This is a genomic window from Sphingomonas echinoides ATCC 14820, from assembly GCF_000241465.1.
Classification (GTDB): domain Bacteria; phylum Pseudomonadota; class Alphaproteobacteria; order Sphingomonadales; family Sphingomonadaceae; genus Sphingomonas; species Sphingomonas echinoides.
In genome coordinates this window covers 3,744,794-3,768,031 of sequence record NZ_JH584235.1, presented here as the reverse complement: position 1 = coordinate 3,768,031, position 23,238 = coordinate 3,744,794, and the positions used below count along the sequence as shown (strand labels likewise).

Here is a 23,238-nt window from a genome sequence, read left to right as displayed (position 1 = left end):
ACGGTCATACGATGGCGTAGGATGCGCGACGGTAGCGGGCGGAGTGTCCGAATCTTGATCGAGAATACTGCGCGGCCCTGAGGGAATTGGTATCTGACCGAATGAATGACCTACGACCGAACCTGCTGGAACGTTTGCCGCTCCTGACCGATCGCCCAATCCTTGCCTATGTTTTCGCGGCGCTGTCGGCTGTTCTCGCCGGGCTTTTGCGCAGCGCGCTGAACCCGTATTTCCCGCCGGGATTTCCGTTTCTCACCTTCTTTCCGGCGGTGATCATCTCGGCCTTTCTCTGGGGTCGCGGGCCCGGCGTGCTGTCGGCCATTCTGTGCGGGCTCATCGCCTGGTACTTTTTCATCGCGCCGCTGTTCAGTTTTCAGATCGGGGCACCCACCGCGACGGCCTTGCTCTTTTATATCGGCGTCGTCGCGGTCGATATTGCGCTGGTCGACATGATGCAAAAGGCCAATGCCCGGCTGCGCGAAGAACGCGAGCGCACGCGCGAACTGGCGGCCCAGCGGCTGGATCTGGTCGAGCGCAGCGATGTGCTGTTCAACGAATTGCAACATCGTGTGTCGAACAATCTGATGATGGTTGCGGCCTTGCTCAGCGTCCAGCGTCGCGCCCTTACCGATGCGGGGGCGCGGCAGATTCTCGACAACGCCGTCCACCGCGTCCAGCTGATCGGCCGGATCCAGCGCCAGCTCTATGATGTGAGCGGTGGCCAGGTCGCGCTGGATCGTTTCGTCACCGATTTGGTCGCCGATCTCGCCGAAGCCGGCGGCAAGCCCGGCATTGCGTGCCGGGTCGATGCGCAAGCGGACATGGTGCTCGATCCCAACGCGCTGATCCCGCTCGCCTTGATCCTGGCGGAAGCGGTGGCGAATGCGTTCGAACACGGCTTTGCCGACCGCGAAACCGGGCAGATCGACATCCGTGTTAAAAGCGCCGACGGCCTGTTGAACCTCTCCGTCACCGACAATGGCGTGGGCTTGCCGACCGACTTTGACATCACGCTTCCGACCAGTCTCGGGCTGACGATCGCGACGACACTGGCCCGGCAGCTTGGCGGCACGTTCGACGTGCAGCGCGGCGATGCGGGCGGCACGATCACGCGCTTGACGATGGCAAGCGCGACGCCCCGCCTGGCGGCGCGCTGATCCCCCTTACACGTTTGAAAGCTGCCTTATGCCCGCTCCCCTGATCTCTGTGTCCGAAGCGCAAGAGCGCCTGTTCGCGCTGGGCACCGCAGTGGCGACGGAAACGGTGCCTTTGGCGGCGGCAGCGGGTCGCTGGCTGGCGAGCGACGTCTGTGCGCTGCGCACGCAGCCTTATGCCGACCTGTCGGCGATGGATGGCTATGCGGTGCGGTTCGACGATTTGCCGGGCCCGCTGCGCGTGATCGGCGAGAGCGCCGCCGGGCGGCCCTTTGACGGGACGTGCGGCGCGCGGGAGGCCGTGCGCATCTTCACCGGTGCGGCACTCCCGTCCGGCACCGATAGCGTGCTGGTCCAGGAAGAAGCGGCCCGCGACGGCGACAGCCTTACCCTGTCCGGCGACGGACCGGTGCGCGGCGGCAATATCCGTCGCAAGGGGCTCGATTTCACCAGCGGCGAGTTGCTCATCGCCAAGGGCGAGCGGCTGACGGCAGCGCGTCTCGCGCTGGCGGCGATCGCCGGGCACGGCGCGCTGACGGTCGCGCGGCGGTTGCGCGTCGCGGTGGTCGCGAGCGGTGACGAACTGGTCGCCCCAGGGGCGAGCGGTGCCCCCGACGCCTTGCCCGAATCCAACAGCGTGATGCTGGCGGCGTTGCTGGCCGACTTACCGGTCGACATCCTCCCGCTCGGTATCCTGCCCGATCGGCTCGATGCCATCGCCGCCGCCTTTGCTGCGGTGGACGCCGACATTCTCGTCACCACCGGGGGCGCTTCGGTCGGCGACCATGACCTAATCCGCCCGGCGCTGGAAGCTGCGGGCGGGACGATCGATTTCTGGCGGATTGCGCTACGGCCCGGCAAGCCGATGCTGGCGGGGCGCTTGCGCGGGATGACGGTACTGGGCCTGCCCGGCAACCCGGTGTCGGCCTTCGTGACCGCGACGGTGTTCCTGCGCCCGCTGATCGCGCATCTGAGCGGCGCGCGCGCGGCCGTGCCGGTCTTACGCACCGCCATACTGGGCGCGGCCCTGCCCGCCAATGACCGGCGGCAGGATTATCTCCGGGCGCAAACCCGCGATGGGCGCGTGTATGTGGCACAGCGCCAGGACTCCTCGTTGCTGCGGACCCTTGCCGAGGCGGATTGCCTGATCGCGCGCGCGCCGCATGCGCCAGCGGCCGGAGCGGGCGACTCGGTGGAAATCCTCGCGCTCCCCTAAAGCCCACGCTTGACGCGCGATTTTTCGTTCCGTATAGGTTCGCAGTCTGTTCCGACGAAAGGGCCCGAGCGATGCTAACGCGCAAGCAGCATGAGCTGATCTGCTTCATCAACGACCGGCTTGATGAAACCGGCGTGTCGCCCTCGTTCGAGGAAATGAAGGAAGCGCTCGACCTCAAATCCAAATCGGGCGTCCACCGCCTGATCAGCGCGCTCGAGGAACGCCAGTTTATCCGCCGCCTGCCCAATCGCGCACGCGCGCTCGAAGTTCTTAAAATGCCCGAGCGCGGCAGCAACACGCCGACCAAGACCACCGCTGCGCCCGCCGCCAACGTTCGCGCAATGCCCGAGCCTGCCAATGACGTGATCGAAATCCCGCTGCACGGCCGCATCGCCGCCGGTGTGCCGATCGAGGCATTCGAAGGTGCTTCGATGCTCGCCGTCCCCGCCGCTTTGCTCGGCAGTGGCGAGCATTATGCGCTGGAGGTCGCCGGGGATTCGATGGTCGAAGCCGGGATTTTGGATGGCGATTATGCGCTGATCAAGCGCCAGGAAGTGGCGCGCGACGGCGAGATCGTCGTGGCGCTGATCGAAGACAGCGAAGCGACGCTCAAATTCTTCCGCCGCGAAGGCGCGATGATCCGGCTCGACCCGGCGAACCGGGCGTATGACCCGCAGCGTTATGCGCCCGCGCAAGTGCGCGTGCAGGGCAAGCTGGCCGGGATTTTGCGGCGGTACGACTGAGGGAGAAGTAGACAGTCGCCGAGCGCTACCGAAACACAGCGCTATGTAGAAAAGTTTGACGTCGATTCTGGCGATGGCCAGCAATCTTAAACGGTGCGAACGCTTTTTGTTCGTGCCGGCATTGTCTAACCACAGACCATAGGTCAGGTATCTGTCTTTGCGGGAGACAGCCGATGCTATTGCCTTTGATCGCTTTAATCTCGGCGGTCCCCGGTCAGGATGCGGGCAGGCCTCCATCTGCCGTTCCGGGATCAACCGCGCCTTCCCCAACCGCGCCTTCCAACGAGCAGCGCATCGCGCACGCGTCCAACACCGGGAGGCTAATTTACGGTTTCGATCGTGCGGCCTGGGTCAGCACCGATGCGCTGATGGCCGCAGTCCCGAAAGATCAACTGACCGGCGTGGGCGGATATGTCGTCGAAGTGTCCGACGAGCAAACCTTGCACGTGACCTACTACCGCGGGAGCAATGCAACCGCCCAGGCCTTTTTCGTCGCCGATGTTCGTGGCGGAAAGGTGGTGCGTCAGGAACAATTGCCCCAACCGGTAGCGCTCACCCCGTCGCAAGCCTTCCTCGCGCACGCACGCGAGATAGCGGTCGAACGCGCGAAGGCGCAAAAGTACGAACCGTGCACGCCAGCACCGTTCAATACGGTCGTGCTACCGTCGCCCAATGGGGGGCCAGTCGCGGTCTACTTGCTGACGGCCCAGCAGGATGCCGCCACCTACGTGATGGGAGGCAACTATCGCGTCGTCGTTGCGCCGGACGGACACGTGCTGTCTTCCCGTCCGTTTAATGTCAGTTGTCTCGCGATGAAGCCCCCCAAACTGCCACCGGGTGCAACAGCAGAAGGCTTCATGACCACGCATTTGCTCGACCCAGTTCCGACCGAGATCCATGTTTTTACCTCCTACAATCTGCATATGCCGCTGTTTGTGGGGACTGCGCCCAAAACGGTATGGGTGGTGAAAGGTAGCTCCATCACGCTGGCTCCAATCAAATAAAAGGCCGAAGCGCCGCGCCGCTGGCTAACTCACCCCCGACCCAAAGCGAAATCGACCGCCCTCAGCGGCGGCGAGCCTTGTTCCCTTTGCGGAACCGCGACAGCTTCGATGATACCGGCATCGTCACCCAAGGATGCCGGTCGCCCGCATGACGGACGGTCCGCACCGAGGCCGTGCCCAGCGCGATCGCCACGCCGCCGCTGCGCGCCAGCGTCGCGCGATCAAGCCTTAGCCAGCGCGGTGCGCAGCGGCGCGGCAGGCGGCGTTCGCTGATGACGATGTCGGCCTCGGCGCACGCCGCGATCAGATCGGGCGCGGGGACGAGGTAGGCGCTGCGCGTCGCGAGGATGCGCCAGTCGCGGTCGCCCGCGCGGCGCGTCATCAGGCACAGGTCGCGGCTGCAGCGCGCCTCGGGCTGCTCGGACATCAGCACCGGTAGGTCCTCAATCCCGCCATTCTCGGCCAGCATGTCGGCGGTGTAATCCCCGATACGGTCGCGCAGCAGCGCCAGATCACCACGCCCGGTGCGGATCGCGACGTGGCGACCATCGCCCGTCACGAGCACGTCGGGCGCGGGCGTCAGCAGCGCCCACAGCGCGCCCGCCGCCAGCGGCAAGAGCCCCAACCGCCGCCAGCGCGTGCGCCATAAAGCCAGCCACAGGCCACCCACCACCATCAGGGCGTAAGCCGCGCCCGGCATGGCGGGCAACGGCGCGACCGATCCCGGAACGGCGGCGGTGGTGTGCGCGATCCACAGCAACAGATCGAGCGAGCGCGCCGTCGCCCACCAGAACGGTGCCCCCGCGCCGATGCAATCGAACAGCAATGCCAGCGCTTCCAGCGGCATCGTCACGAAGGTGGTCAGTGGTATCGCCACGATATTGGCGACCGCGCCGTACACCCCGGCTTTCTGAAAGTGGAACAGCGAAATCGGCAGCAGCGCCAGTTCCACGACAAGGCCAGTCAACAATAAGGACGCGAGTTCGCGCGCGAGCTTCGCCAGCCGCGATTGCTCGCGCGGGCCGAACCAGCCGCGCACCGTCGGATGTTCGTTAAGCGCGATAATCGAAGCGACGGCGGCAAAAGACAATTGGAAGCTCGGACCCGCCAGCGCCTCGGGATAGAGCAGCAACACCACCACCGCGCCCGCCGCGACCAGCCGCAGCGTCAACGCCTCGCGCCCCAGCGCGAGCGCGATGAGCACGAACAGCGCGGCGACGCACGATCGGATCGTCGGCACTTCGGCACCGGTCAGCAGCGTGTAGCCGATCGCCGCGAGCGCCCCCGCCCCCGCTGCAATCAGCGGCAAGCGCCAGCGCAAGGCCAGCCACGGGCTGAGCGCGAGCAGCCGCATCACCAGCACCATCACTGCGCCGACCGCCGCCGTGATGTGCAAGCCGCTGACCGAGAGCAGATGCGCAAGGCCCGAACGACGCATCGCCTCATTATCGGCCATCGGGATGCTGCCCTGGTCGCCTGTTGCCAGCGCGGCGGCAATGCCCCCGGCCCCGCCCCCGCCCGCTTGCGCCTGAATATGCTGCGACAATCGCACGCGCAGCCCAACTTCCGCCGCCGTACCACCGCCAGCGATGATGCGGATCGGCGCGAAGCCACGCCCGGTCGCGCCGATCCCGTCAAACCAGGCGGTGCGGGCGTAATCATAGGCTCCGGGCACGGCCGGCTCGGGCGGCGGCATCAACCGCGCCGACAGCAACAGCGTCGCCCCCGGCACCAGCCCGACTGGAACATCGGCCTCGGTCAGATTGACGCGAAGATGTGCAGGCAGCGTCGGCAATGGCTGCGGCGGCCCGCGCCGCTCGGGCACCGCCAGCACCCGGATCGGCGCGAGCCGCACGCGCACAAGACCCCGCGCCACCAGCGGCTCGACTCGCTCGACCCGCGCGGTGAAGGTCGCGATCGTCGGGCGGGCAAGCACACCCGCCGCGACTCGCTCCGAGCGGCTCCAGATCAGTGCCAGCCCAAGCAAGACGCAAAACCCGCCCACCGCGACCACCCGCGCCGCGCGGCCATGTCGCGCGAACGCCACGCCGCCAAGCGCCACCGCCAGTGCGAGGCACCCCGCCGCACGCCAAGCCGCCGGGTCGGGCAGCACGAACCACAAAGCGATCCCCGCGCCCAAGGCGACCGGCACCCACAAGGCCAGTTGGTCGCGCTCCGCCTCCAGCCACCGCTCGAGTCGGGCATTGACGGCGGCAAACCCCCGAAGCACGCCGATTTGAAGCGCGGGAAGGTGCGTGCTAGGGGCGCTCAAGGCTGAACCGGCCATCCATCCTTAAGTCTGGGAGTATGCGCGATTGAGCGCAATATCTGATCCCGCCACGGCCCCCGCCGTCGGCGCCACCACCACCCCCAATGACGCCACGGTCGTCACCCGGTTCGCACCGTCGCCGACCGGCTTCCTGCACATTGGCGGGGCGCGTACCGCCTTGTTCAACTGGCTCTACGCGCGTCACCATGGCGGCAAGTTCCTGCTGCGCATCGAAGATACCGATCGTGCGCGCTCGACCCAGCCCGCGATCGACGCGATTTTGACATCGATGCGCTGGCTCGGGCTCGATTGGGACGGCGAGGAAGTCTTCCAATTCTCGCGCGCCGCGCGTCATGCCGAAGTCGCCTATCAATTGCTGGCGGCCGGCCAGGCATATAAATGTTTCGCCACCGCCGACGAGCTGACCGAAATGCGCGAGGCGCAGAAGGCGGCGGGCAGGCCAATGCGCTATGACGGCCGCTGGCGCGACCGTTCGCCCGAGGAAGCGCCCGAGGGGGCGCCGTTCGTCGTGCGGCTGAAGGCCCCGCGCGAGGGTGCCACCACGATCGAGGACCGTGTCCAGGGCAGCGTTACCGTGCAGAATGCCGAGCTCGACGATTTCGTCCTGCTGCGCTCGGACGGCACGCCGACCTATATGCTGGCAGTGGTGGTGGACGATCACGACATGGGCGTGACGCACATCATCCGCGGCGACGACCATCTCAACAACGCCTTCCGCCAGCTTCCCATCCTGCGCGCGATGAACGCGATCGAGGGCGGCTGGCCCGACCCGGTCTATGCGCACATCCCGCTGATCCACGGGTCGGACGGTGCCAAGATGTCCAAGCGCCACGGTGCCGTCGGCGTCGAATTCTATCGCGACGAACTCGGCATCCTGCCCGAAGCGCTGGAGAATTATCTGCTGCGGCTCGGCTGGGGGCATGGCGATGACGAGGTCATCAGCCGCGACCAGGCGATCGAGTGGTTCGATCTCGACGGCGTTGGCAAATCGCCCGCGCGCTTCGATTTGAAGAAACTCGAAAATTTGAACGGTCAGTATATTCGACAGGCCGACGATGCGCGCCTGGCCGAGTTGGTGGCACCGCGACTCGAGATCACGCCGAACGCCGAACAGCTCGATCTTCTGCGTCGCAGCATGGCATCGCTGAAACCGCGCGCAGCCAATCTCAATGAATTGGCCAGCGGCGCTGCCTTTCTTTTTCGCACCCGCCCGCTTGCGATGGACCATGATGCGACAGCGCTGCTGTCGGGTTCTGCCCCCGCATTGCTCGCGCAGGTGCACGCGGCGCTTGACGCGGTCGAAGACTGGGATACGGAGGCGCTCGAAGCTGCGGTTCGGCAGGTCGCCGACGATGCAGGGGTCAAGCTCGGTCAAGTCGCGCAACCGCTGCGCGCCGCACTGACCGGACGCAAGACCTCGCCTGGGATCTTCGACGTGCTCGACTTGCTCGGGCGCGACGAGAGCCTGGGGCGTATCGCCGACCAGATGGCCGCATAGACGTCACGAAAGGACGACCGATGACTGACACTGTCAAGCTGAACGCCGCGGACAAGGATCTCGATTTGAAGGTCCTGCACGGTAGCGTGGGTCCAGACGTGATCGATATTCGAAAGCTGTATGCCCAGACCGGCATGTTCACCTACGATCCGGGCTTCACCTCGACCGCAAGCTGCGATTCGGCGATCACCTATATCGACGGCGACGAAGGCGTGCTGCTGCACCGCGGTTACCCGATCGGGCAGTTGGCCGAACAGTCGAGCTTCATGGAGGTGTGCCATCTCCTGCTGAACGGCGAGCTGCCGACCAAGGACGAGCTCGACAAGTTCACCTACACGATCAGCCGCCACACGATGCTGCACGAACAACTCGCAACCTTCTATCGCGGTTTCCGTCGCGATGCGCATCCGATGGCGATCATGTGCGGTGTCGTCGGCGCGCTGTCGGCCTTCTATCAGGATTCGGCCGACATCACCGATCCGCAGCAGCGCATGATCGCGAGCCATCGCCTGATTGCCAAGATGCCGACGATCGCCGCGATGGCGTATAAATATTCGATCGGCCAGCCGTTCATGCACCCCAAGAACGAGCTGAGCTACACCGGCAACTTCCTGCGCATGACCTTCGGTGTTCCGGCCGAGGAATATGTCGTCGATCCGGTGATCGAAAAGGCGATGGACCGCATCTTCATCCTCCACGCCGACCATGAGCAGAACGCGTCGACCTCGACCGTGCGCCTTGCCGGCTCGTCGGGTGCCAATCCGTTCGCGTGCATCGCAGCGGGCATCGCCTGCCTGTGGGGCCCGGCGCATGGCGGTGCCAACGAAGCCGCGCTCAACATGCTGCGCGAAATCGGCACGGTCGACCGCATCCCCGAATATATCGCGCGCGCCAAGGACAAGAACGATCCGTTCCGCCTGATGGGGTTCGGCCACCGCGTGTACAAGAATTACGATCCGCGCGCGACCGTGATGCAGCAGACCGTGCGCGAAGTGTTCGCCGCGATGAAGGTGTCGGACCCCGTGTTCGACGTCGCGCTGAAGCTCGAAGAAATGGCGCTGAGCGACCCGTATTTCATCGAGAAGAAGCTGTTCCCGAACGTTGACTTCTATTCGGGCGTCATTCTCTCGGCGATCGGCTTCCCGACGACGATGTTCACCGCCCTGTTCGCGCTCGCCCGCACCGTCGGCTGGGTCGCGCAGTGGAATGAAATGATCGCCGATCCGGAGCAGAAGATCGGCCGTCCGCGTCAGCTCTACACCGGCCCGACGCAGCGCGATTACGTCGCGCTCGACGCCCGTTCGTGAACCCGGTGAAGGCGCTCGCCCTTGTGGCGGGCGTCATCCTGCTGGCCTTTGGGGTGCTGTTCGCGGGCCAGGGCCTCGGCCTTATCATGTGGCCCGCATCGAGCCCAATGCTCGCCAAGGGCGAATGGGCGGTTTATGGTACGCTGATCGGGCTGGCGGGCGGCGCGCTGCTGTGGTGGTCGCGGCGCTGAGCGCCCGACCACCCGCGGACCGCTGCGGTGGTTACTGAACCGACGCGCTACCGGCAGCATTGACCGCACGGCCATTGGCGCGCGCCGAACGCCGAGGCGCGGCGGACCCAGCCGGAGCAGCGGCGCTTCCCGTCTTGAACCGCTCGGTCTGCTGCGCCAGCGATCCAACTTCGCTGGTAAGATTGCGCGCGGCGGCCGACGTTTGTTCGACCATCGCGGCGTTCTGCTGCGTCGTGCGGTCCATCGAACTGATCGCCGCCGAGATTTCGCTCAGAGCCGAGGATTGCGCCACGGCATCGTCGGCCATCGAGCCCAGCAGATCGTGGACCTTCGCCACATCGCCGGAGATGTCGGTCAGCGACGTGTCGACGTTTTTCACGGCATTGACGGCGGTGCCAATGTCGGCCTGCGTCACGGTCAACTGATCGCGCGCGCGCTTGGCCTCTTCCTCGGCGCGCATCGCCAGCGCGGACACCAGATCAGCCACGACCGCGAAGCCACGCCCCGAATCGCCCGCGCGTCCCGCTTCGACGGCGGCGTTCATCGCGAGAACGCGCGTTTGAAACGCGATCTTGTCGAGACCTTCGATCACCGAATCGATGCCCTTGGCACTCTCACCGACGCGGATCATGGCTTGGACCGCCTGATCTGCGGTCGCGCGGCCATTGGCCACGGTGTCGGTCGCCTGTTGCGCGCGGTTGACCGTCTCGGCGGTCGCTGCGGCGGTTGCCTTCAGCCTGGAATCGATCTGCACCAGCGATGCCGACGTTTCCTCAAGGCTGGCGGCGGTGCCCTCGGTCCGGCGCGCCAGATCTTCCGAAGCGTGGGCAATTTCCGAGGAACCGGTCCGGATGCCGGCGCTGCTCGCCATCACGCTGCCGATCAAACCGCGCAGCGAGGTAAGCGCTTGATTAAAGCTGGTTTCGATTGCAGCAAAGGCAGGCGGCATGTTCGCAACGTCGCGGCTCAAATCGCCATCGGCCAGCGCCGACAGGGCCTGCGACAGGCTTTCGATCGCCTTGTTGCGTTCGACTTGTGCCTCTTCGAAATAGATCGAGACCGACAATTCCATGTCGAGCAAGGCCGCTTTGACGATCGCGCTGCTCGCATCGGCGGCGCTCGGCCCGCGGAAGAACGACAACAGGCGCCGCCACGGCGACAGATGCCGCGCAATGCCACGGATCAAATTTTCGAGGACCAGCCCGTAAGCGCCGATATACCAGCGCGGTTCGAGGCCGATATGGGCGTGGATCGCGCCGATCCGGCGAACGCTGGCATGAAATTCCTGATCGAACGCGCCCGTCGCAATACGAAGCCAGTGGCTTTCCTGCGCACGCTTGGCGTGCGCCATATGCTGATCGTCGCGGAAGAAGGCGGCGGTTTCCGGGGTTCTGCGCGCGCTGTGATAGAAGCGGTCCAGTGCAGGGCTAAGTAAAGTCCGAACTAACGGCTGAAGCTCCGCCAGAACAGCACGTTGGGTTTCATCGATCGCCATGAAATCCAGGCGCGTTTGAACTTCCTTGTCGATCATACGTCACTATCCCGATGTCTTGGAGCGTCCGCCCCCCATCGCTTTATAGACTGTGAGGTTGCTGCAGCGGCTCCGCCACGGGCATTTTTTCGACGATCTTATGCGCCGACGATCGTGGCGCTTGGACAGCGGCCGAAGACTTAGACGCGCTCCGGCAATGTAAACACAAACCGCGCGCCTTGCCCGGGGGCGGAATCCACGGTCACGTCGCCACCCATCGCGCGCGCCAGCCGCCGCGCGATGTAGAGCCCGAGCCCGCTGCCGCCAACCTCGCGTGGATCGACCCGTTCGAACTTTTCGAAAATGCGCGCCTGATCCTCCAGCGCGATGCCCTTCCCCTGATCGGCGACGATCACCGCCGCGACCGTTCCTTCCCGTTCGGCGCGCACCCAGACCATGCCATCGGGCGGCGAATAGCGGACCGCATTGCCGATGAGATTGACCAGCACTTGTAGCGCACGGCGGAATTCGCCGGTTGCCGCCAGCGTCTCGCCCAGCGACGGGCGGTCGATCCGCACCTTCGCCTCGGATGCCCGGACCTGGAGCAACCCCGCCGCGCGGCGCGCGACATCCGCCAGATCGATGGCTTCCTTGGCCACCACGAAATCGGGTCGTTCGATCGCCTGGAGATCCACCAGATCGTCGACCAGCCCCATCAAATGCCGCCCCGCGCTGGCAATGTCGGCGGCGTAATCGGCGTAATCCTGCCGCAACGGGCCTTCCGACTGGGCATGAATGCTGTCGGCATTGGCGATGATACGGTCGAGCGGCCCACGCAGCGCCTGATCCAGTCGCATCGCAAAGGCGGTGGTCACCGCATCCGGAGCAACAGGCGGCGCGGGCGCGGTTATTGTTGTCGCCGGATCGCCGTCCAGCGCATAGGCCGCGCCGACAAAGCCCGAAAAAGCGCCATTGGCGTCGGTCCGCGGCGTAGCGGCAAGGCGCACGCGGTGCCCGCTGGCGCGGATCGTCGCGACCTGATCGTCGAAGCGCTGTTGCAGCGCCAACCCGCCCAAAATCGGGAAGACCCCACCATCGCCCTCCCCCAACACGAACAATCGCGTCAGCGGCTGGCCCAGCATTGCCGCACCATCGAAACCATAGCGTGCCCCGGCGGAGAGCGAGAGGAAGGTCAGCCGCAGTGCGCTGTCGGTTTCCCACAGCCAATCACTCTCGCTGCGCAGAAAGTCGGTCGCGCGCTCCTCTGCCGCCGCCGCCGGATGCCACGCCGCACGGCTGCGCCAGCCGGTAATGTGCAGCCGGACATTGCCCGAGCTGGCAACCGAATCGGGCTCAGCGCGCACCCATAATTCCAGGTCGTCCGGCCCATCCGCAGCAACCACGGCGCGGGACACCAGAATACCAAGCCGCTGCGCCAAGCGTGCGAGCGCCGCGATTTGCGGCACGGCCAGCGGCTGCCCGATATCGCCACCGGCGCGGGCGTTGAGGTCATGGAGTCGCTGATCCGCCTCGACCAGACGCCCGTCTCGGTCGACCATGCCGCGCACCGGCGGCAACATTGGCTCGCTCACATTCATTGGTGCGTCCCCCGCCCCAGTGCCACCAAGGCCGCGCGATAATCGCGATGCAGCAGCAATGGGGCAAGGGCGTGACGCGCGGTCGAGGGGGATATTGCCAGAATGTCGTTAATTCCGTCCGCGAAACGATCTAGGTTTCGTACTGGCTCGGCTTCGCACAGCGCAAGTCCGATCCGCGCGATTGCGGCACGATCCAGTTCAAGCGCGCGCAACACCAGCCACAAGCGGCTGCCGTCACGGTCGAGAACGATTTCGCGTGCATCGGCATAATCCAGCCCCAGCGCACGCGCGAGCAACGCGATGAACACTGCCAGCCACCGGTCGGCCAGCGCCTCGACCAGCAGGATGGCGAGTTCGCTCGCTTGCGGGTCGAGCGCGCTGGCGAGGCGCAGCGCCGTCGCTTCCAACCGGTCGCCCTCATCATGCGCGGCGATACTGCGTAGCGCCGCGTCGACCAGCGCGCGGTCGAGCAGCATGCGGGATTCGCCGTCCTGCGCCTCCAGACTTTCGCGGATTGCGGCGGCAACCCACCAAATCACGCGGTGGTGCAACTCGGCGGGAAGATCGGTGACGGCAGGCTGGCCGGGGGCCGGAGACCCGCGGCGACGGCTCTCCGCCGTCATCAACGCCACCGCGCTCGCTGAAATCACACGATCGGGCGCACTGGCGAGGCGCGGCAACAGGCTTGGACGATCGGGATCATCGGGCGATTCTCCCGGCAGCGCATCGGTCAGCAGATCCTGTTGGACGCGGCCAAGCAGCTCCCGCATCAGTTCGGCATCGCGCAGCACGCCCGCTTGCGCCAGCCGGTCAAAAATCGAGGTGCCCTCCGCCTCGACGGCGGCAGAGAGCAAAGCGGCATCGCGCGCCAGCAGCAATCGGGCAGCGTGGTGGCGCAACGCCGCTTCTACCGACTGGACCAAATCGCCGAGCGTCGCCGCCATGGCGATTCGCGTGCGGTCGTCGAGCCGTGCAGCCTCAGCCAGGAAAAAGTCGGCGATGGCGATGCGCAGCCGATCGTCGGCGCGCGCGTCCGCCGCCGCCGCCCGGTTGAGCAGTGCGGTAACGGCCCCATTGGCCTCAGCATCCTTGTCGCCACATTCATTCGACATGATCTCGGCAATAAGGGGTTGTCGTTAAAGCGAGACTAAGGCTTTTCGAGAAAGCCCTCAATGGCGACGGCAAGCGTGACGACCGCATAGAGCGCGGCCAAGCCAAGCGCGAACAGCGGCTGACCCAGCGCGAGCAGCGGCAGCATAAGCAGAGGATAGGCTACGGGGCTGGCCCATAAACGCCGGGCGTGCGCCGATCCCGCAACCCGTTCGAGCAAGGCCGCGATGATGATCAAGGTGGTCGCGAGGATCAATCCGGCCGGCCGATCCGCGCCATAGCCGACCAGCAGCGCCGCCCCCGCCACGATCGCCGGGGTCAGATGCTCGGCAATGCGCGCGACCGATCCTTCGTCGCGAACCCAGGCCAGCGCCGCCGCGACCCCGGTGACCCCGACGGCAAGATACGTTAGCGCCATGCCGACGGCCGGGTGCCCGATAAAAATCGTCAGCCACGCGCCAAGCGCGACCGCAATGCCCCCCGCCAGCACCGTGATCGTCCCGACCCCACGCGTCATCAGCGGTGGCAAGATCAGCCGAATGAGCGGCGACAGCAGATAGCGCTCGGCCCAGCGCGCCGGTCTGGCGACCAGCGCCGCAACCGTGCCGTTGCCGCGCGCGGCCAGTGCCTGGGTGCTCCGCTCGATCGTGTGGCCGGGGGCCATATGCGCGTCGAGCCGGACCTGATCGGCCGCGGCCTGTGCGGCCACCCGCAACAAGGTCGACTGAAAATCATAATCGCGCGGCAAGGCGGCGACTTCGGCAATGCGCTTGCAATCTAGCAAGGCGAGGCCAGCCCATGCGACGTTTGCGCCAACACGTTCATAGTGCGAGTCCATCTGGTCGGTCACCAGCAGCGTGTCGTGCGGCGCGGCGGCAATTGCCTGAACGACTTCGCTCGTGGTCACCACGCCGTCCGCAACGACCAACACGCGCGCGAGCGGATGGAGTTTTTCCAGCACTTCGCCCGCGCTGCGCACCGCATCGACCGACACGCCGCGCCGCCCGATGCGGCTGATCGCGCCCAGCAATTCCGGGGTCATGCGTGCGACGACCAGGATGATGTGGGTCGCGCCCGCCGCCACCAGCAAGCGCGCCTGAAACTCGATCAGCGTCAACCCGCCAAACGGCAAGGTCGCCGCGAGCACGCCTACGCGGTCATCGGCATCTTCGGTCGCAAAAATCAATCCAGCCAGCATCGCCTAGCTGTTAGGGGCTCGGCTCGATTAAGGCAAAGCCCGCAAAACGATCAGAGCCGCTCCACCGCGCGGCGCAAGCGCCGCATCAGCGCGGGGTCATGCGCCATCGCCTCGGCGGCTTCGGTGGCGATGGCCATCAGGCGGATTGCCCCGAAACTGGCGGCGAGGCCGCGCATCCGCCATGCGGCCGCACGCCATGCCTCGTCGCCTTGCGCCGTCTCGAGCGCGCTCAACCCCCGCTCCACGCTCTCGAGAAATGCGCCGCGCAGTTCCGCGATCAGGGCGGGCTCATCGCCCACTGCTGCCGCCAAGGTCGCGTCAATTGCACCGGGATCATAGGCCATTGCGCCCGTCTAGCGCCTCATCCGTTAAGACAAGGTTTCGCTATTCGCTTTGAACTGGCGACTTTCGTGATAAACAAGCATGATGAACGGGGGTTCTCGCATCATAGACCTGCGGCCGCACAGCGCCGCGCCACCCGCCCAAGCCGACGCGGAAGAGGGTGTGGCGATGGCGGAGGTTGCGCCCGTGCCGGAGGATTCCATCGAACTGACCGACGTGATTGACGATCGACCGCCGTCGCGGCCGGTGCCGTGGCTCTCCATCCTGGGGACGCTCGCATCGCTGGGGTGGATTGGTGCGATGCTGTGGTTGTCGCGGGACAGCTTGGCCACGCTGACGCCGCCTGCGCTGGTCAATTTCGTCGCCGGGCTGTGCGTGCCGCCAGCCTTGATCGCGATTTTGCTGGTGTTGGCGCTGCGCACCAGCACGGCGGAGGCGCGTCGCTTCGGACAGACGGCACAGGCGATGCGCGCCGAGGCTGCCAGCCTTGAACGCACCGTCGCGGCCCTCGCCCACAGTATCGAAAGCAATCGCGCCAACCTGGCCGAGCAGACCAATGCCTTGATGGCGCTGGGCGATGGCGCGGTTGCGCGAATGGCCTCGATCGGGTCGGGGCTGACCACGCAAATCACGACCGCCGATGCCCATGCGGCAACCCTGGCGACCGCAGCGGACCAGGCGCATACCCGGCTGGAAGTGCTGTTGGCGCTGTTGCCGCGCGCGCATAACGAGACCGACGGGCTGGCGCAGTTGCTCAAGGCAACCGGCGTTACCGCGAGCGAACATGCCGCGGCGCTCGATGCGCAACTCACCGCGCTGGCCGAGCGTGGGCGCGAAGCGGATGCGGTCGCCAACGGTGCCGCGCAGAAGCTCGCCGCGCACATCACCCGCATGGAAGTTACCAGCGAAACAGCGGGCGCGCGGCTGGAACAGGTCACGGGCGACATGTCGCAGGCGGTCGATGGCCTGCTCGGCCGCACCGCCGACGCCGTCGACGAAGCGCGCAAGGGCATCGCCGCGCAGGGCGAGGCAATGCTGGCGATGCTCGGCACCAACCAGGCAGCACTCGAGCGCGCCGCGCGCGACAGCGCCGAAGGCCTGGCCGCGCGCATCGCCGAGATCGAAACCCTGATCGACCGCGTCGCTGCTCGCCTTGCCGATCAACGCGCGGCCAGCGACACGATCGTCGAAGAAATCGACCAGGGGCTTGTGCGCGTTTCCGACACGTTCGAAACGCTGCATAACCAGGGCGTGCAACGCACCCAGGCGCTGGCCGCGTCGATCAGTGCGCTCGGCGGATCCGCCGATGCGATGACCGAGGCGCTGAAGACCGGCGACGAAATGGCGACGCATGCCATCGCCTCGACCGAACATTTGCTGATGGCGCTCGATTCCGCCGCGCGCGAGATTGACGAAACCCTGCCCGAGGCGCTGACCCGCCTTGATGATCGGCTCGGCGTCAGCCGCAAGATCGTCGGGCAGGCCAAGCCCGAATTGCTGTCGCTGGTGACGGCGGCGGAGAGCACGCACGATGCGATCGAATCGATCGCCCATGTCATCGCGATCCAACGCGACACCGTCAACGAACTGGCGAGCACGCTGCTCGAGACGCTGTCCGACGGCAAGATCAAGGCCGATGCGCTGGGCGAAATGGTCGACGATACGATCGGGCGCACGCATCGCTTCGCCGAAGATGCCGCTCCCCGGCTGGTCGAGGCGCTGCTGCGCGTGCGCGATACCGCCAGTGCCGCCGCCGACCGCGCGCGCGAAACGCTGGCGACGGTCATCCCCGAGGCAGCGCACGCCCTGGAACAGCAAAGCGCCGCCGCGATGGAGCGCGCGACGCGCGTCGCGGTCGAACGGCAGCTCGCCAGCATCGGGCAAGCGGGCGAAGCTGCCGCCGATGCCGCCGCGCGCGCGTCCGAACGGCTGACCCAGCAGATGCTCGCCATCGCCGATTCAACCGCTTTGGTCGAAAGCCGCCTGCAGGACGCGCGCGCCGAGCGCGAAAACGCCGATCAGGAAACGCTGGCGCGGCGTGTCTCGTTGCTGATCGAATCGCTCAATTCCGCCTCGATCGACATCGCCAAGACCTTCTCCACCGACGTGTCGGACAGCGCCTGGTCAGCCTATCTCAAGGGCGATCGCGGGGTGTTCACCCGGCGGGCAGTACGCTTGCTGGATAGCGCCGAAGCGCGCGAGATTGCGCGCCTGCACGAAGAGGACCCCGCCTTCCGGGAGCAGGTCAATCGCTACATTCATGATTTCGAGGCGATGCTCCGCACGATCCTGTCGCAGCGCGACGGATCTCCGCTTGGGGTGACCATCCTGTCCTCCGACATGGGCAAGCTCTATGTCGCGCTGGCGCAGGCGATCGAACGCCTGCGCGCCTGATCTACGCCGCGCGGGGCCGCCGGGTTGGGTAGGCCGGGTTGGTTAGATCGTCCGGCGACCGAAAGCCGGACGCCGCTCCACCAGCGGGTTGGATTCGCGCTCCAGCATCGCCAGCGTCTTTTCGAACAGCGGGCGCAGCGCGACGATATCGCTCAACGCCTCATCGGGGGTATCGCGGTTTTCGACACAGTCGCGCGCGATCGATTCGATCCGCTCCGCGATCTCGCCCAGCGGCTCGGCACCGAACTGACGCGCTTCGCCTTTCAGGGTATGCGCCGGGATCACCATTGCCGCCGCATTGCGCGCGCGCATCGCCGTTTCGATCGCGGCGACCGATTTGACGCCGTCCTCCCGGAAATAGCCCAGAATGCGGACGAAGCCCGCCCCGAGTTCGGCACGGGCACGCGTAAAAACGTTCCAGTCGATCAGGCTGTTCTCGTCGAGCGTCACCGTCATTTCCTCCAACCCGCACTCTCACCCGAAAGTACAGCTTGCTTCTACCTGCGCGAAGTAAACGAGCGGTTGACGCAGACACGAATCATTTCGGGTGCGTGACTATCAAGTTGCTGGTGTGACGCGATAACTCCGACGCAGCGCGCCGAGCGGACTTAGCGGTCGAACGGGTTCTTCGGCGCGCGCAAGGTCAGCCGCACCGGCACCGCGCCAAAGCCCAGATCGCGGCGAATGCCGTTGATGAGATAGCGCTGATAGCTGGTCGGCAATTGGTCCACGCGCGTGCCGAACAGCACGAAGCCGGGCGGGCGCGTCTTGGCTTGCGTCAGATAGCGAAGCTTGATGCGCTTGCCGCCCGGTGCGGGGGGCGGATTGGCCTCAACTGCCTTTTCGAACCAGCGGTTGAGTTCGCCCGTGCCAACACGGCGCGACCAGGCGTCGCGCGTCTCGAACGCCACTTTCAGCAGCACGTCGATGCCCTTGCCGGTTGCCCCCGACACGGTGAGCACGGGCATCCCCTTGATCTGGCTCAGCCCTTCTTCCAGCGCGCCACGAATGCCGTTGAACAGGCTGGAGCCGTTTTCGGCGATATCCCATTTGTTGATCGCGACGATCAGCGCGCGGCCTTCCTGCAGCGCGGCATCGGCGATGCGCAGATCCTGCGATTCGAGCCCGCGCGTGGCATCGAGCAGCAGCACGACGACTTCGGCGAAATCGATCGCGTGCAGTGCATCGGCGACCGACAGCTTTTCCAATTTGTCCTGCACATTGGCGCGCTTGCGCATACCAGCGGTGTCGATCAGGCGGACCTTGCGGGCATTTTCACCGGGCTCGCGTTCAGGATCGTGCCACACCCAATCGACCGCGATCGAATCGCGCGTGATCCCGGCTTCGGGGCCGGTGATCAGGCGATCCTCGCCGAGGATACGGTTGATCAGCGTCGATTTACCCGCATTGGGGCGACCGATGATGGCGAGCTTCAGCGGCGCTTCCGGGCTATACTCGCCCTCGTCATCCGCATGGGGGATATCGGCACCATATTCGTCCTTGTCGGGCTCGATATAAGGCAGCAGCGCGTCAAACAGTTCGACCAGCCCCTCGCCATGTTCAGCCGACAATTCAACGGGATCGCCAAATCCAAGCGACAGCGATTCGAGGATGCCGTCGGCCCCTGCCTTGCCCTCGGCCTTGTTGGCGACGAGGATGACCGGCGTGGTCGATCCGCGCAGCCAGCGCGCGATTTCCTCGTCGAGCGGGACGATGCCAGTACGCGAATCGAACAGGAACAAGGCGACATCGGCCTGCGCGACCGCGGCCTCGGTCTGCGCGCGCATCCGGCCGGGCAGCGAGGCGGCGTCCTGATCCTCATAACCGGCGGTATCGATGATGCGGAAATCGAGGCCGACCAGCGTGGCATCGCCTTCGCGCCGGTCGCGCGTCACGCCGGGGCGATCGTCGACAAGCGCCAGCTTTTTGCCGACGAGACGGTTGAACAGGGTCGATTTGCCGACATTGGGCCGGCCGATAATCGCGACCACGGGAAGATTGGGCATGGTGGCTCCATACGCCAGACGGGCGCTTTCGTCACCCCCGCGCGATTCGGGGACGGAAACGGGGTCCTAGCCGCGCATCACGTCGCCGATCGGCTCGGAGGTTATCGGATAGCCAAGGTCGTCGGGAATGCAGAGATGGTCCTCCCCGTCGCGCTGTTCCACCCACGGGGTCACGGCGCGGATCTCGTGCGCGGCGGCATGGGCGGCGGCGGCGGCAAAGCTCTCGAATTGCGCCAGCCGCTCCAGATTGCGCCGCGTCGGGAAAATGATGCGCACCCGCCCCGCATCGGCATCGTCCAGCACGCCTTGCGCGCTCGACCAGAAGACGCGGACATTCTCGGTATCGTCGACCACCGCCTCGGGGCCATCGAGCGACGCCTGCGCAAGGTAAAAACGCGTATCGAAAATGCGCGCAGGCGCGTGCGATGGCAGCCAGCGCGCGAACGGCACGAGCTGCGCGGGGTCGAGCGCAAGATCGAGATCGCGCAGCGCTGCGCCGATCGTCTCGCCGCGGTGGAGCGCCGCGCGCAATTCAGCGAAGGTGGCATCGGGCATCGGTGGCAGGCCGATGGGCAGGCCGACCTCCTCGATCGTCTCGCGGATCGCGCCGATGCGGGCGGCCATATCCTCGGGCTCGCCGCCCAATTCCAGCGCAAGTGCGCGGTCGCCAGGGTCGATCCGTCCGCCCGGAAAGACCAAGGCACCCCCTGCAAACACCATCGCCTTGGAGCGTTCGACGAAGAGGAGTTCGGGCACCGTCCCACTGTCCCGGAACAGCACCAGCGTCGCGGCGGGAATCGCTTCGGTCATGCGCGGAACGCCCAGCGCAGGGTGCTGGCGATGCCAAAGGTGCCAGCGCGGAGCAATGGCCGACCAAGCTGCGGCTGGGCGAGCCCGTGCATGGTGCGCGCCCAGCCCGGCAGCAAATCCACCCCCGCCTGCAAGGTCATCGCCTGAAACGGCCCCGCCGCGATCGAAGGCGCTGGCTGATCCAGCAGAACATGCGCCACGTCGCGCGTCCGGGCATCCACGCGCAGTTGCGGCCGCATCGCGGTCATGATCGCCTCCGCCTCGGCGCGGCTATGCGGCACGGGCGACACGCCCAGCGGCTCGGCAATGCGGGCCATTTCGGCGACATAACGGTCCTGATCGGCACGGCTCATCGTGGGTTCGCCATAGCGGATCCAGCCGTCCAGAAAGCACAGCACCTCGCACACATGCACCCAGGCGAGCAGATCGGGATCGCTCGCGGTGTAAGGCGTCCCGTCGGGCAAAGTGCCGCCGATATTGTCATGGATTCGCCGCACCTTGGCGAGCATCGCCCGTGCGTCGTCCGGCGCGCCGAAGGTGGTGACGGCGATGAAGCGCGCGGTGCGGCGCAAGCGCCCCTGCATGTCCTCGCGAAACCCCGAATGATCCCATACGCCCGCCAGCACCTTGGGGTGCAGCATCTGCAGCAGCAGCGCGGCAATCCCGCCGACCAGCATCGAGGTGACGTCGCCATGCACGCGCCACGCGACCGAATCCGGCGGGAACAGTGCGTCCTGGCTGCGCTCGACCGGCGTTTCGCCGCGCGCCTTGTCGTTGAACAGAGCGCGCACTTGCCCGACGATGAGCCCTTTCAGCGGACGGGTCAGGCGATCGGTTGGCGACATAAGCGGCATCGTGCCTGAATGGTTGGGATGGCGATAGGGTCCGTGTCGATCCACAATCACCCTGCCCGCCCTCTTCCCGCAAAATCGCTTCCCCGCTTTCCCGGCGCGTGGCTATACCGTGCCATCATCCGTCATTTCGCGAGGCTCCATTGCGCATTCTTCCGCTCACGCTTGCCCTGCTTGCCACGCCCGCTTTGCTATCGGCGCAAACCGCGCCGATGACGCCCGACACCGTCGCGGTGTACCAACAGGTCCGCCCGCAAGCCGATTATATCCGCCGTGAAGTGATGGTGCCGATGCGCGACGGGACCAAGCTGTTCACCGTTATCGTGATGCGCAAGGGCACGCATGGCGGCCCGATCCTGCTCAGCCGCACGCCCTATGATGCCGGCAAGGCGACGTGGCGCAATCCAAGCCAGAAGATTGAGGAAATCCTGCCGGTCGCCGATGCCGAATTCGTCAATGACGGCTATATCCGCGTCTATCAGGACGTGCGCGGGCTGGGCAAATCCGAAGGCGACTATGTCACGACGCGCCCGTTGCGCGGGCCGCTCAACCCGACCAATGTCGACCACGCCACCGATGCCTATGACACGATCGATTGGCTGGTGAAGAACGTGCCCGAGAGCAACGGCAAGGTCGGCATTACCGGCTCCTCCTATCTCGGTTTCACTTCGCTGATGGCGCTGATCGATCCGCACCCGGCGCTCAAGGCGTCGGTGCCGCAAAGCCCGATGGTCGATGGCTGGGTCGGCGATGACTGGTTCCACAATGGCGCGTTCCGTCAGCCAAATTTCGATTACATCGTCGGCCAGACCGCCAAGAAGGGCGGTGCGATCGCTGACGGCACCGGTGAGGATTATGACGCCTATCTGAAGGCCGGGTCGGCAGGCGACTTCGCGCGTGCATATGGCATCGACATCTTCCCGGCGATCCGCAAACTGATGGAACACCCCGCTTACGACCCGTTCTGGCAGGAACAGGCGGTCGACGTGCAGCTCGCCAAGCGCAAGCTGACCGTGCCAACGATGGTCGTGGTCGGCGAATGGGACCAGGAAGACAGCTATGGCGCGCCCGCTGTGTTCAAGGCGCTGAAGGACAAGGATCCGAACGCGCCGATTTCGCTGGTGATCGGGCCGTGGCGGCATAGCGGCGTCAATTATGATGGCAGCAGCCTGGGCGCATTGCAGTTCGAGGGCGATACCGGGCTGCAATTCCGGCGCAACACGATGAAGCCTTTTCTCGATCGCTATCTGAAGGACACCCCCGCCGACACCTCGCCGACCCCGGCGGCCATCACCTATGCCAGCGGGATCAACCAGTGGCAGTCCTTCGCCCATTGGCCAGCGGGCAAGGCGACGCCGCTCTATCTCCAGGCGGATAACAGCCTCAGCTTCACCGCCCCCGCCACGGCTGGCCAGGAACGCTATATCTCCGATCCGGCCAAGCCCGTGCCGTTCGTCACGCAGCCGGTGCATATGAAGGATCGCGCGGTGTGGACGACGTGGCTGGTCGCCGATCAGCGCTTCGTCTCCAGCCGCTCCGACGTGCTGAGCTATCAGACGGCGGCGCTCGACAAGCCGCTGCATATTGCGGGCGCGCCGCAAGTCGATCTGTTTGCCGCTACCAGCGGCACCGACAGCGATTTCGTCGTCAAGCTGATCGACGTCTATCCGGAGGAAAACAGCGCGCATCCGGCGCTGGCGGGCTATCAATTGCCGATCGGCATCGAAATCTATCGTGGGCGCTATGTCCATGGCCGCGCCACCCCCGCCGCGCTGAAGCCGGGCAAGGTCGAGAATTACAAATTCGGCCTGCCCAATGTGAACCATGTGTTCCTGCCCGGCCACCGCATCATGGTGCAGGTGCAATCGAGCCTGTTCCCGCTCTATGATCGCAACCCGCAGACCTTTGTGCCCAACATCTTCAACGCCAAGCCCGGCGACTATCGTGCGGCAACGCAGACGATCGTCCATGCGCCGGGCGCGGCAAGTGCGGTGTGGCTGCCGGTGGTGGAGTGAACGGCACCGCGTCTTTTTACCGTAGCATCATGTCGCTAGG

General features: G+C 65.8%; 19 protein-coding genes. 9 read left to right on the top strand and 10 right to left on the bottom strand.

The annotated features are described in order from the left end of the window. Positions 1-101 precede the first annotated feature (101 nt). The 4 genes from ON00_RS17420 to ON00_RS17405 all read left to right on the top strand — a co-directional run bounded on the left by ON00_RS17420 (position 102) and on the right by ON00_RS17405 (position 4,117). The gene (locus tag ON00_RS17420) at positions 102-1,157 is read left to right on the top strand and encodes a sensor histidine kinase (RefSeq protein WP_010408105.1); all 1,056 of its coding nucleotides are present in this window, start codon (positions 102-104) and stop codon (positions 1,155-1,157) included. Positions 1,158-1,185: 28 nt separating this feature from the next. Next, positions 1,186-2,370 carry a molybdopterin molybdotransferase MoeA gene (locus ON00_RS17415; protein WP_010408102.1) on the top strand — a complete coding sequence of 395 codons (1,185 nt, stop codon included), beginning with the start codon at positions 1,186-1,188 and terminating at the stop codon, positions 2,368-2,370. 71 nt (positions 2,371-2,441) lie between these two features. Next, positions 2,442-3,113 (top strand): transcriptional repressor LexA, encoded by a 672-nt coding sequence (gene lexA, locus ON00_RS17410; protein ID WP_010408099.1) that lies wholly within the window; start codon positions 2,442-2,444, stop codon positions 3,111-3,113. Positions 3,114-3,286: 173 nt separating this feature from the next. After that, positions 3,287-4,117, top strand: coding sequence for a hypothetical protein (locus ON00_RS17405; protein ID WP_010408095.1), 831 nt, complete (start codon positions 3,287-3,289; stop codon positions 4,115-4,117). A 61-nt stretch (positions 4,118-4,178) separates the two neighbouring features. Here the strand turns inward: ON00_RS17405 and ON00_RS17400 are convergent, their stop codons facing one another. Continuing rightward, positions 4,179-6,389, bottom strand: a complete 2,211-nt coding sequence (locus tag ON00_RS17400; protein ID WP_010408092.1) for a ComEC/Rec2 family competence protein — start codon at positions 6,387-6,389, stop codon at positions 4,179-4,181. A gap of 43 nt (positions 6,390-6,432) precedes the next feature. Between ON00_RS17400 and gltX the strand changes: the two genes are divergently transcribed. From gltX to ON00_RS17385, 3 genes are read left to right on the top strand one after another with little or no spacing between them, the layout of a single operon-like run. Continuing rightward, positions 6,433-7,905: a glutamate--tRNA ligase gene (gene gltX / locus ON00_RS17395; protein WP_010408089.1), complete on the top strand. Its 1,473-nt coding sequence runs from the start codon at positions 6,433-6,435 to the stop codon at positions 7,903-7,905. Between the two features lie 20 nt (positions 7,906-7,925). Further along, on the top strand, positions 7,926-9,212 hold the full coding sequence (locus ON00_RS17390; protein ID WP_010408087.1) for a citrate synthase: 1,287 nt from the start codon (positions 7,926-7,928) through the stop codon (positions 9,210-9,212). After that, positions 9,209-9,403, top strand: a complete 195-nt coding sequence (locus ON00_RS17385; protein ID WP_010408084.1) for a hypothetical protein — start codon at positions 9,209-9,211, stop codon at positions 9,401-9,403. The genes ON00_RS17390 and ON00_RS17385 overlap by 4 nt, the downstream gene beginning before the upstream one ends. 31 nt (positions 9,404-9,434) lie before the next feature. On the opposite strand, the gene ON00_RS17380 is transcribed toward ON00_RS17385, so the two are convergent. The 5 genes from ON00_RS17380 to ON00_RS17360 form a co-directional block, all read right to left on the bottom strand. Next, positions 9,435-10,934: a globin-coupled sensor protein gene (locus ON00_RS17380; RefSeq protein WP_010408080.1), complete on the bottom strand. Its 1,500-nt coding sequence runs from the start codon at positions 10,932-10,934 to the stop codon at positions 9,435-9,437. A 140-nt stretch (positions 10,935-11,074) separates the two neighbouring features. After that, positions 11,075-12,472, bottom strand: coding sequence for a sensor histidine kinase (locus ON00_RS17375; RefSeq protein WP_010408079.1), 1,398 nt, complete (start codon positions 12,470-12,472; stop codon positions 11,075-11,077). Beyond that, the gene (locus ON00_RS17370; protein ID WP_010408077.1) at positions 12,469-13,584 is read right to left on the bottom strand and encodes a DUF2336 domain-containing protein; all 1,116 of its coding nucleotides are present in this window, start codon (positions 13,582-13,584) and stop codon (positions 12,469-12,471) included. The genes ON00_RS17375 and ON00_RS17370 overlap by 4 nt, the downstream gene beginning before the upstream one ends. A 35-nt stretch (positions 13,585-13,619) precedes the next feature. Then, positions 13,620-14,780, bottom strand: a complete 1,161-nt coding sequence (locus tag ON00_RS17365; RefSeq protein ID WP_010408076.1) for a hypothetical protein — start codon at positions 14,778-14,780, stop codon at positions 13,620-13,622. A 50-nt stretch (positions 14,781-14,830) separates the two neighbouring features. Beyond that, a complete protein-coding gene (locus tag ON00_RS17360; RefSeq protein ID WP_010408074.1) occupies positions 14,831-15,124 on the bottom strand; it encodes a hypothetical protein in 294 nt (97 codons plus the stop codon). An 82-nt stretch (positions 15,125-15,206) separates the two neighbouring features. On the opposite strand from ON00_RS17360, the gene ON00_RS17355 reads away from it, so the two are divergent. After that, complete coding sequence (locus tag ON00_RS17355) at positions 15,207-17,516, top strand: coiled-coil domain-containing protein (RefSeq protein WP_029623062.1); 2,310 nt, start codon at positions 15,207-15,209, stop codon at positions 17,514-17,516. A gap of 42 nt (positions 17,517-17,558) precedes the next feature. Here ON00_RS17355 and ON00_RS17350 read toward each other — a convergent pair whose 3' ends face one another. The 4 genes from ON00_RS17350 to ON00_RS17335 form a co-directional block, all read right to left on the bottom strand. After that, a complete protein-coding gene (locus ON00_RS17350) occupies positions 17,559-17,972 on the bottom strand; it encodes an Hpt domain-containing protein (protein ID WP_010408067.1) in 414 nt (137 codons plus the stop codon). A gap of 152 nt (positions 17,973-18,124) precedes the next feature. Then, on the bottom strand, positions 18,125-19,522 hold the full coding sequence (gene der, locus ON00_RS17345; protein ID WP_010408065.1) for a ribosome biogenesis GTPase Der: 1,398 nt from the start codon (positions 19,520-19,522) through the stop codon (positions 18,125-18,127). A gap of 66 nt (positions 19,523-19,588) precedes the next feature. Beyond that, complete coding sequence (locus ON00_RS17340) at positions 19,589-20,332, bottom strand: NUDIX hydrolase (RefSeq protein ID WP_010408062.1); 744 nt, start codon at positions 20,330-20,332, stop codon at positions 19,589-19,591. Beyond that, a complete protein-coding gene (locus ON00_RS17335) occupies positions 20,329-21,177 on the bottom strand; it encodes an oxygenase MpaB family protein (protein WP_029623061.1) in 849 nt (282 codons plus the stop codon). The genes ON00_RS17340 and ON00_RS17335 overlap by 4 nt, the downstream gene beginning before the upstream one ends. A 218-nt stretch (positions 21,178-21,395) precedes the next feature. On the opposite strand from ON00_RS17335, the gene ON00_RS17330 reads away from it, so the two are divergent. Continuing rightward, complete coding sequence (locus ON00_RS17330) at positions 21,396-23,198, top strand: CocE/NonD family hydrolase (RefSeq protein ID WP_083834183.1); 1,803 nt, start codon at positions 21,396-21,398, stop codon at positions 23,196-23,198. Positions 23,199-23,238: the final 40 nt, after the last annotated feature.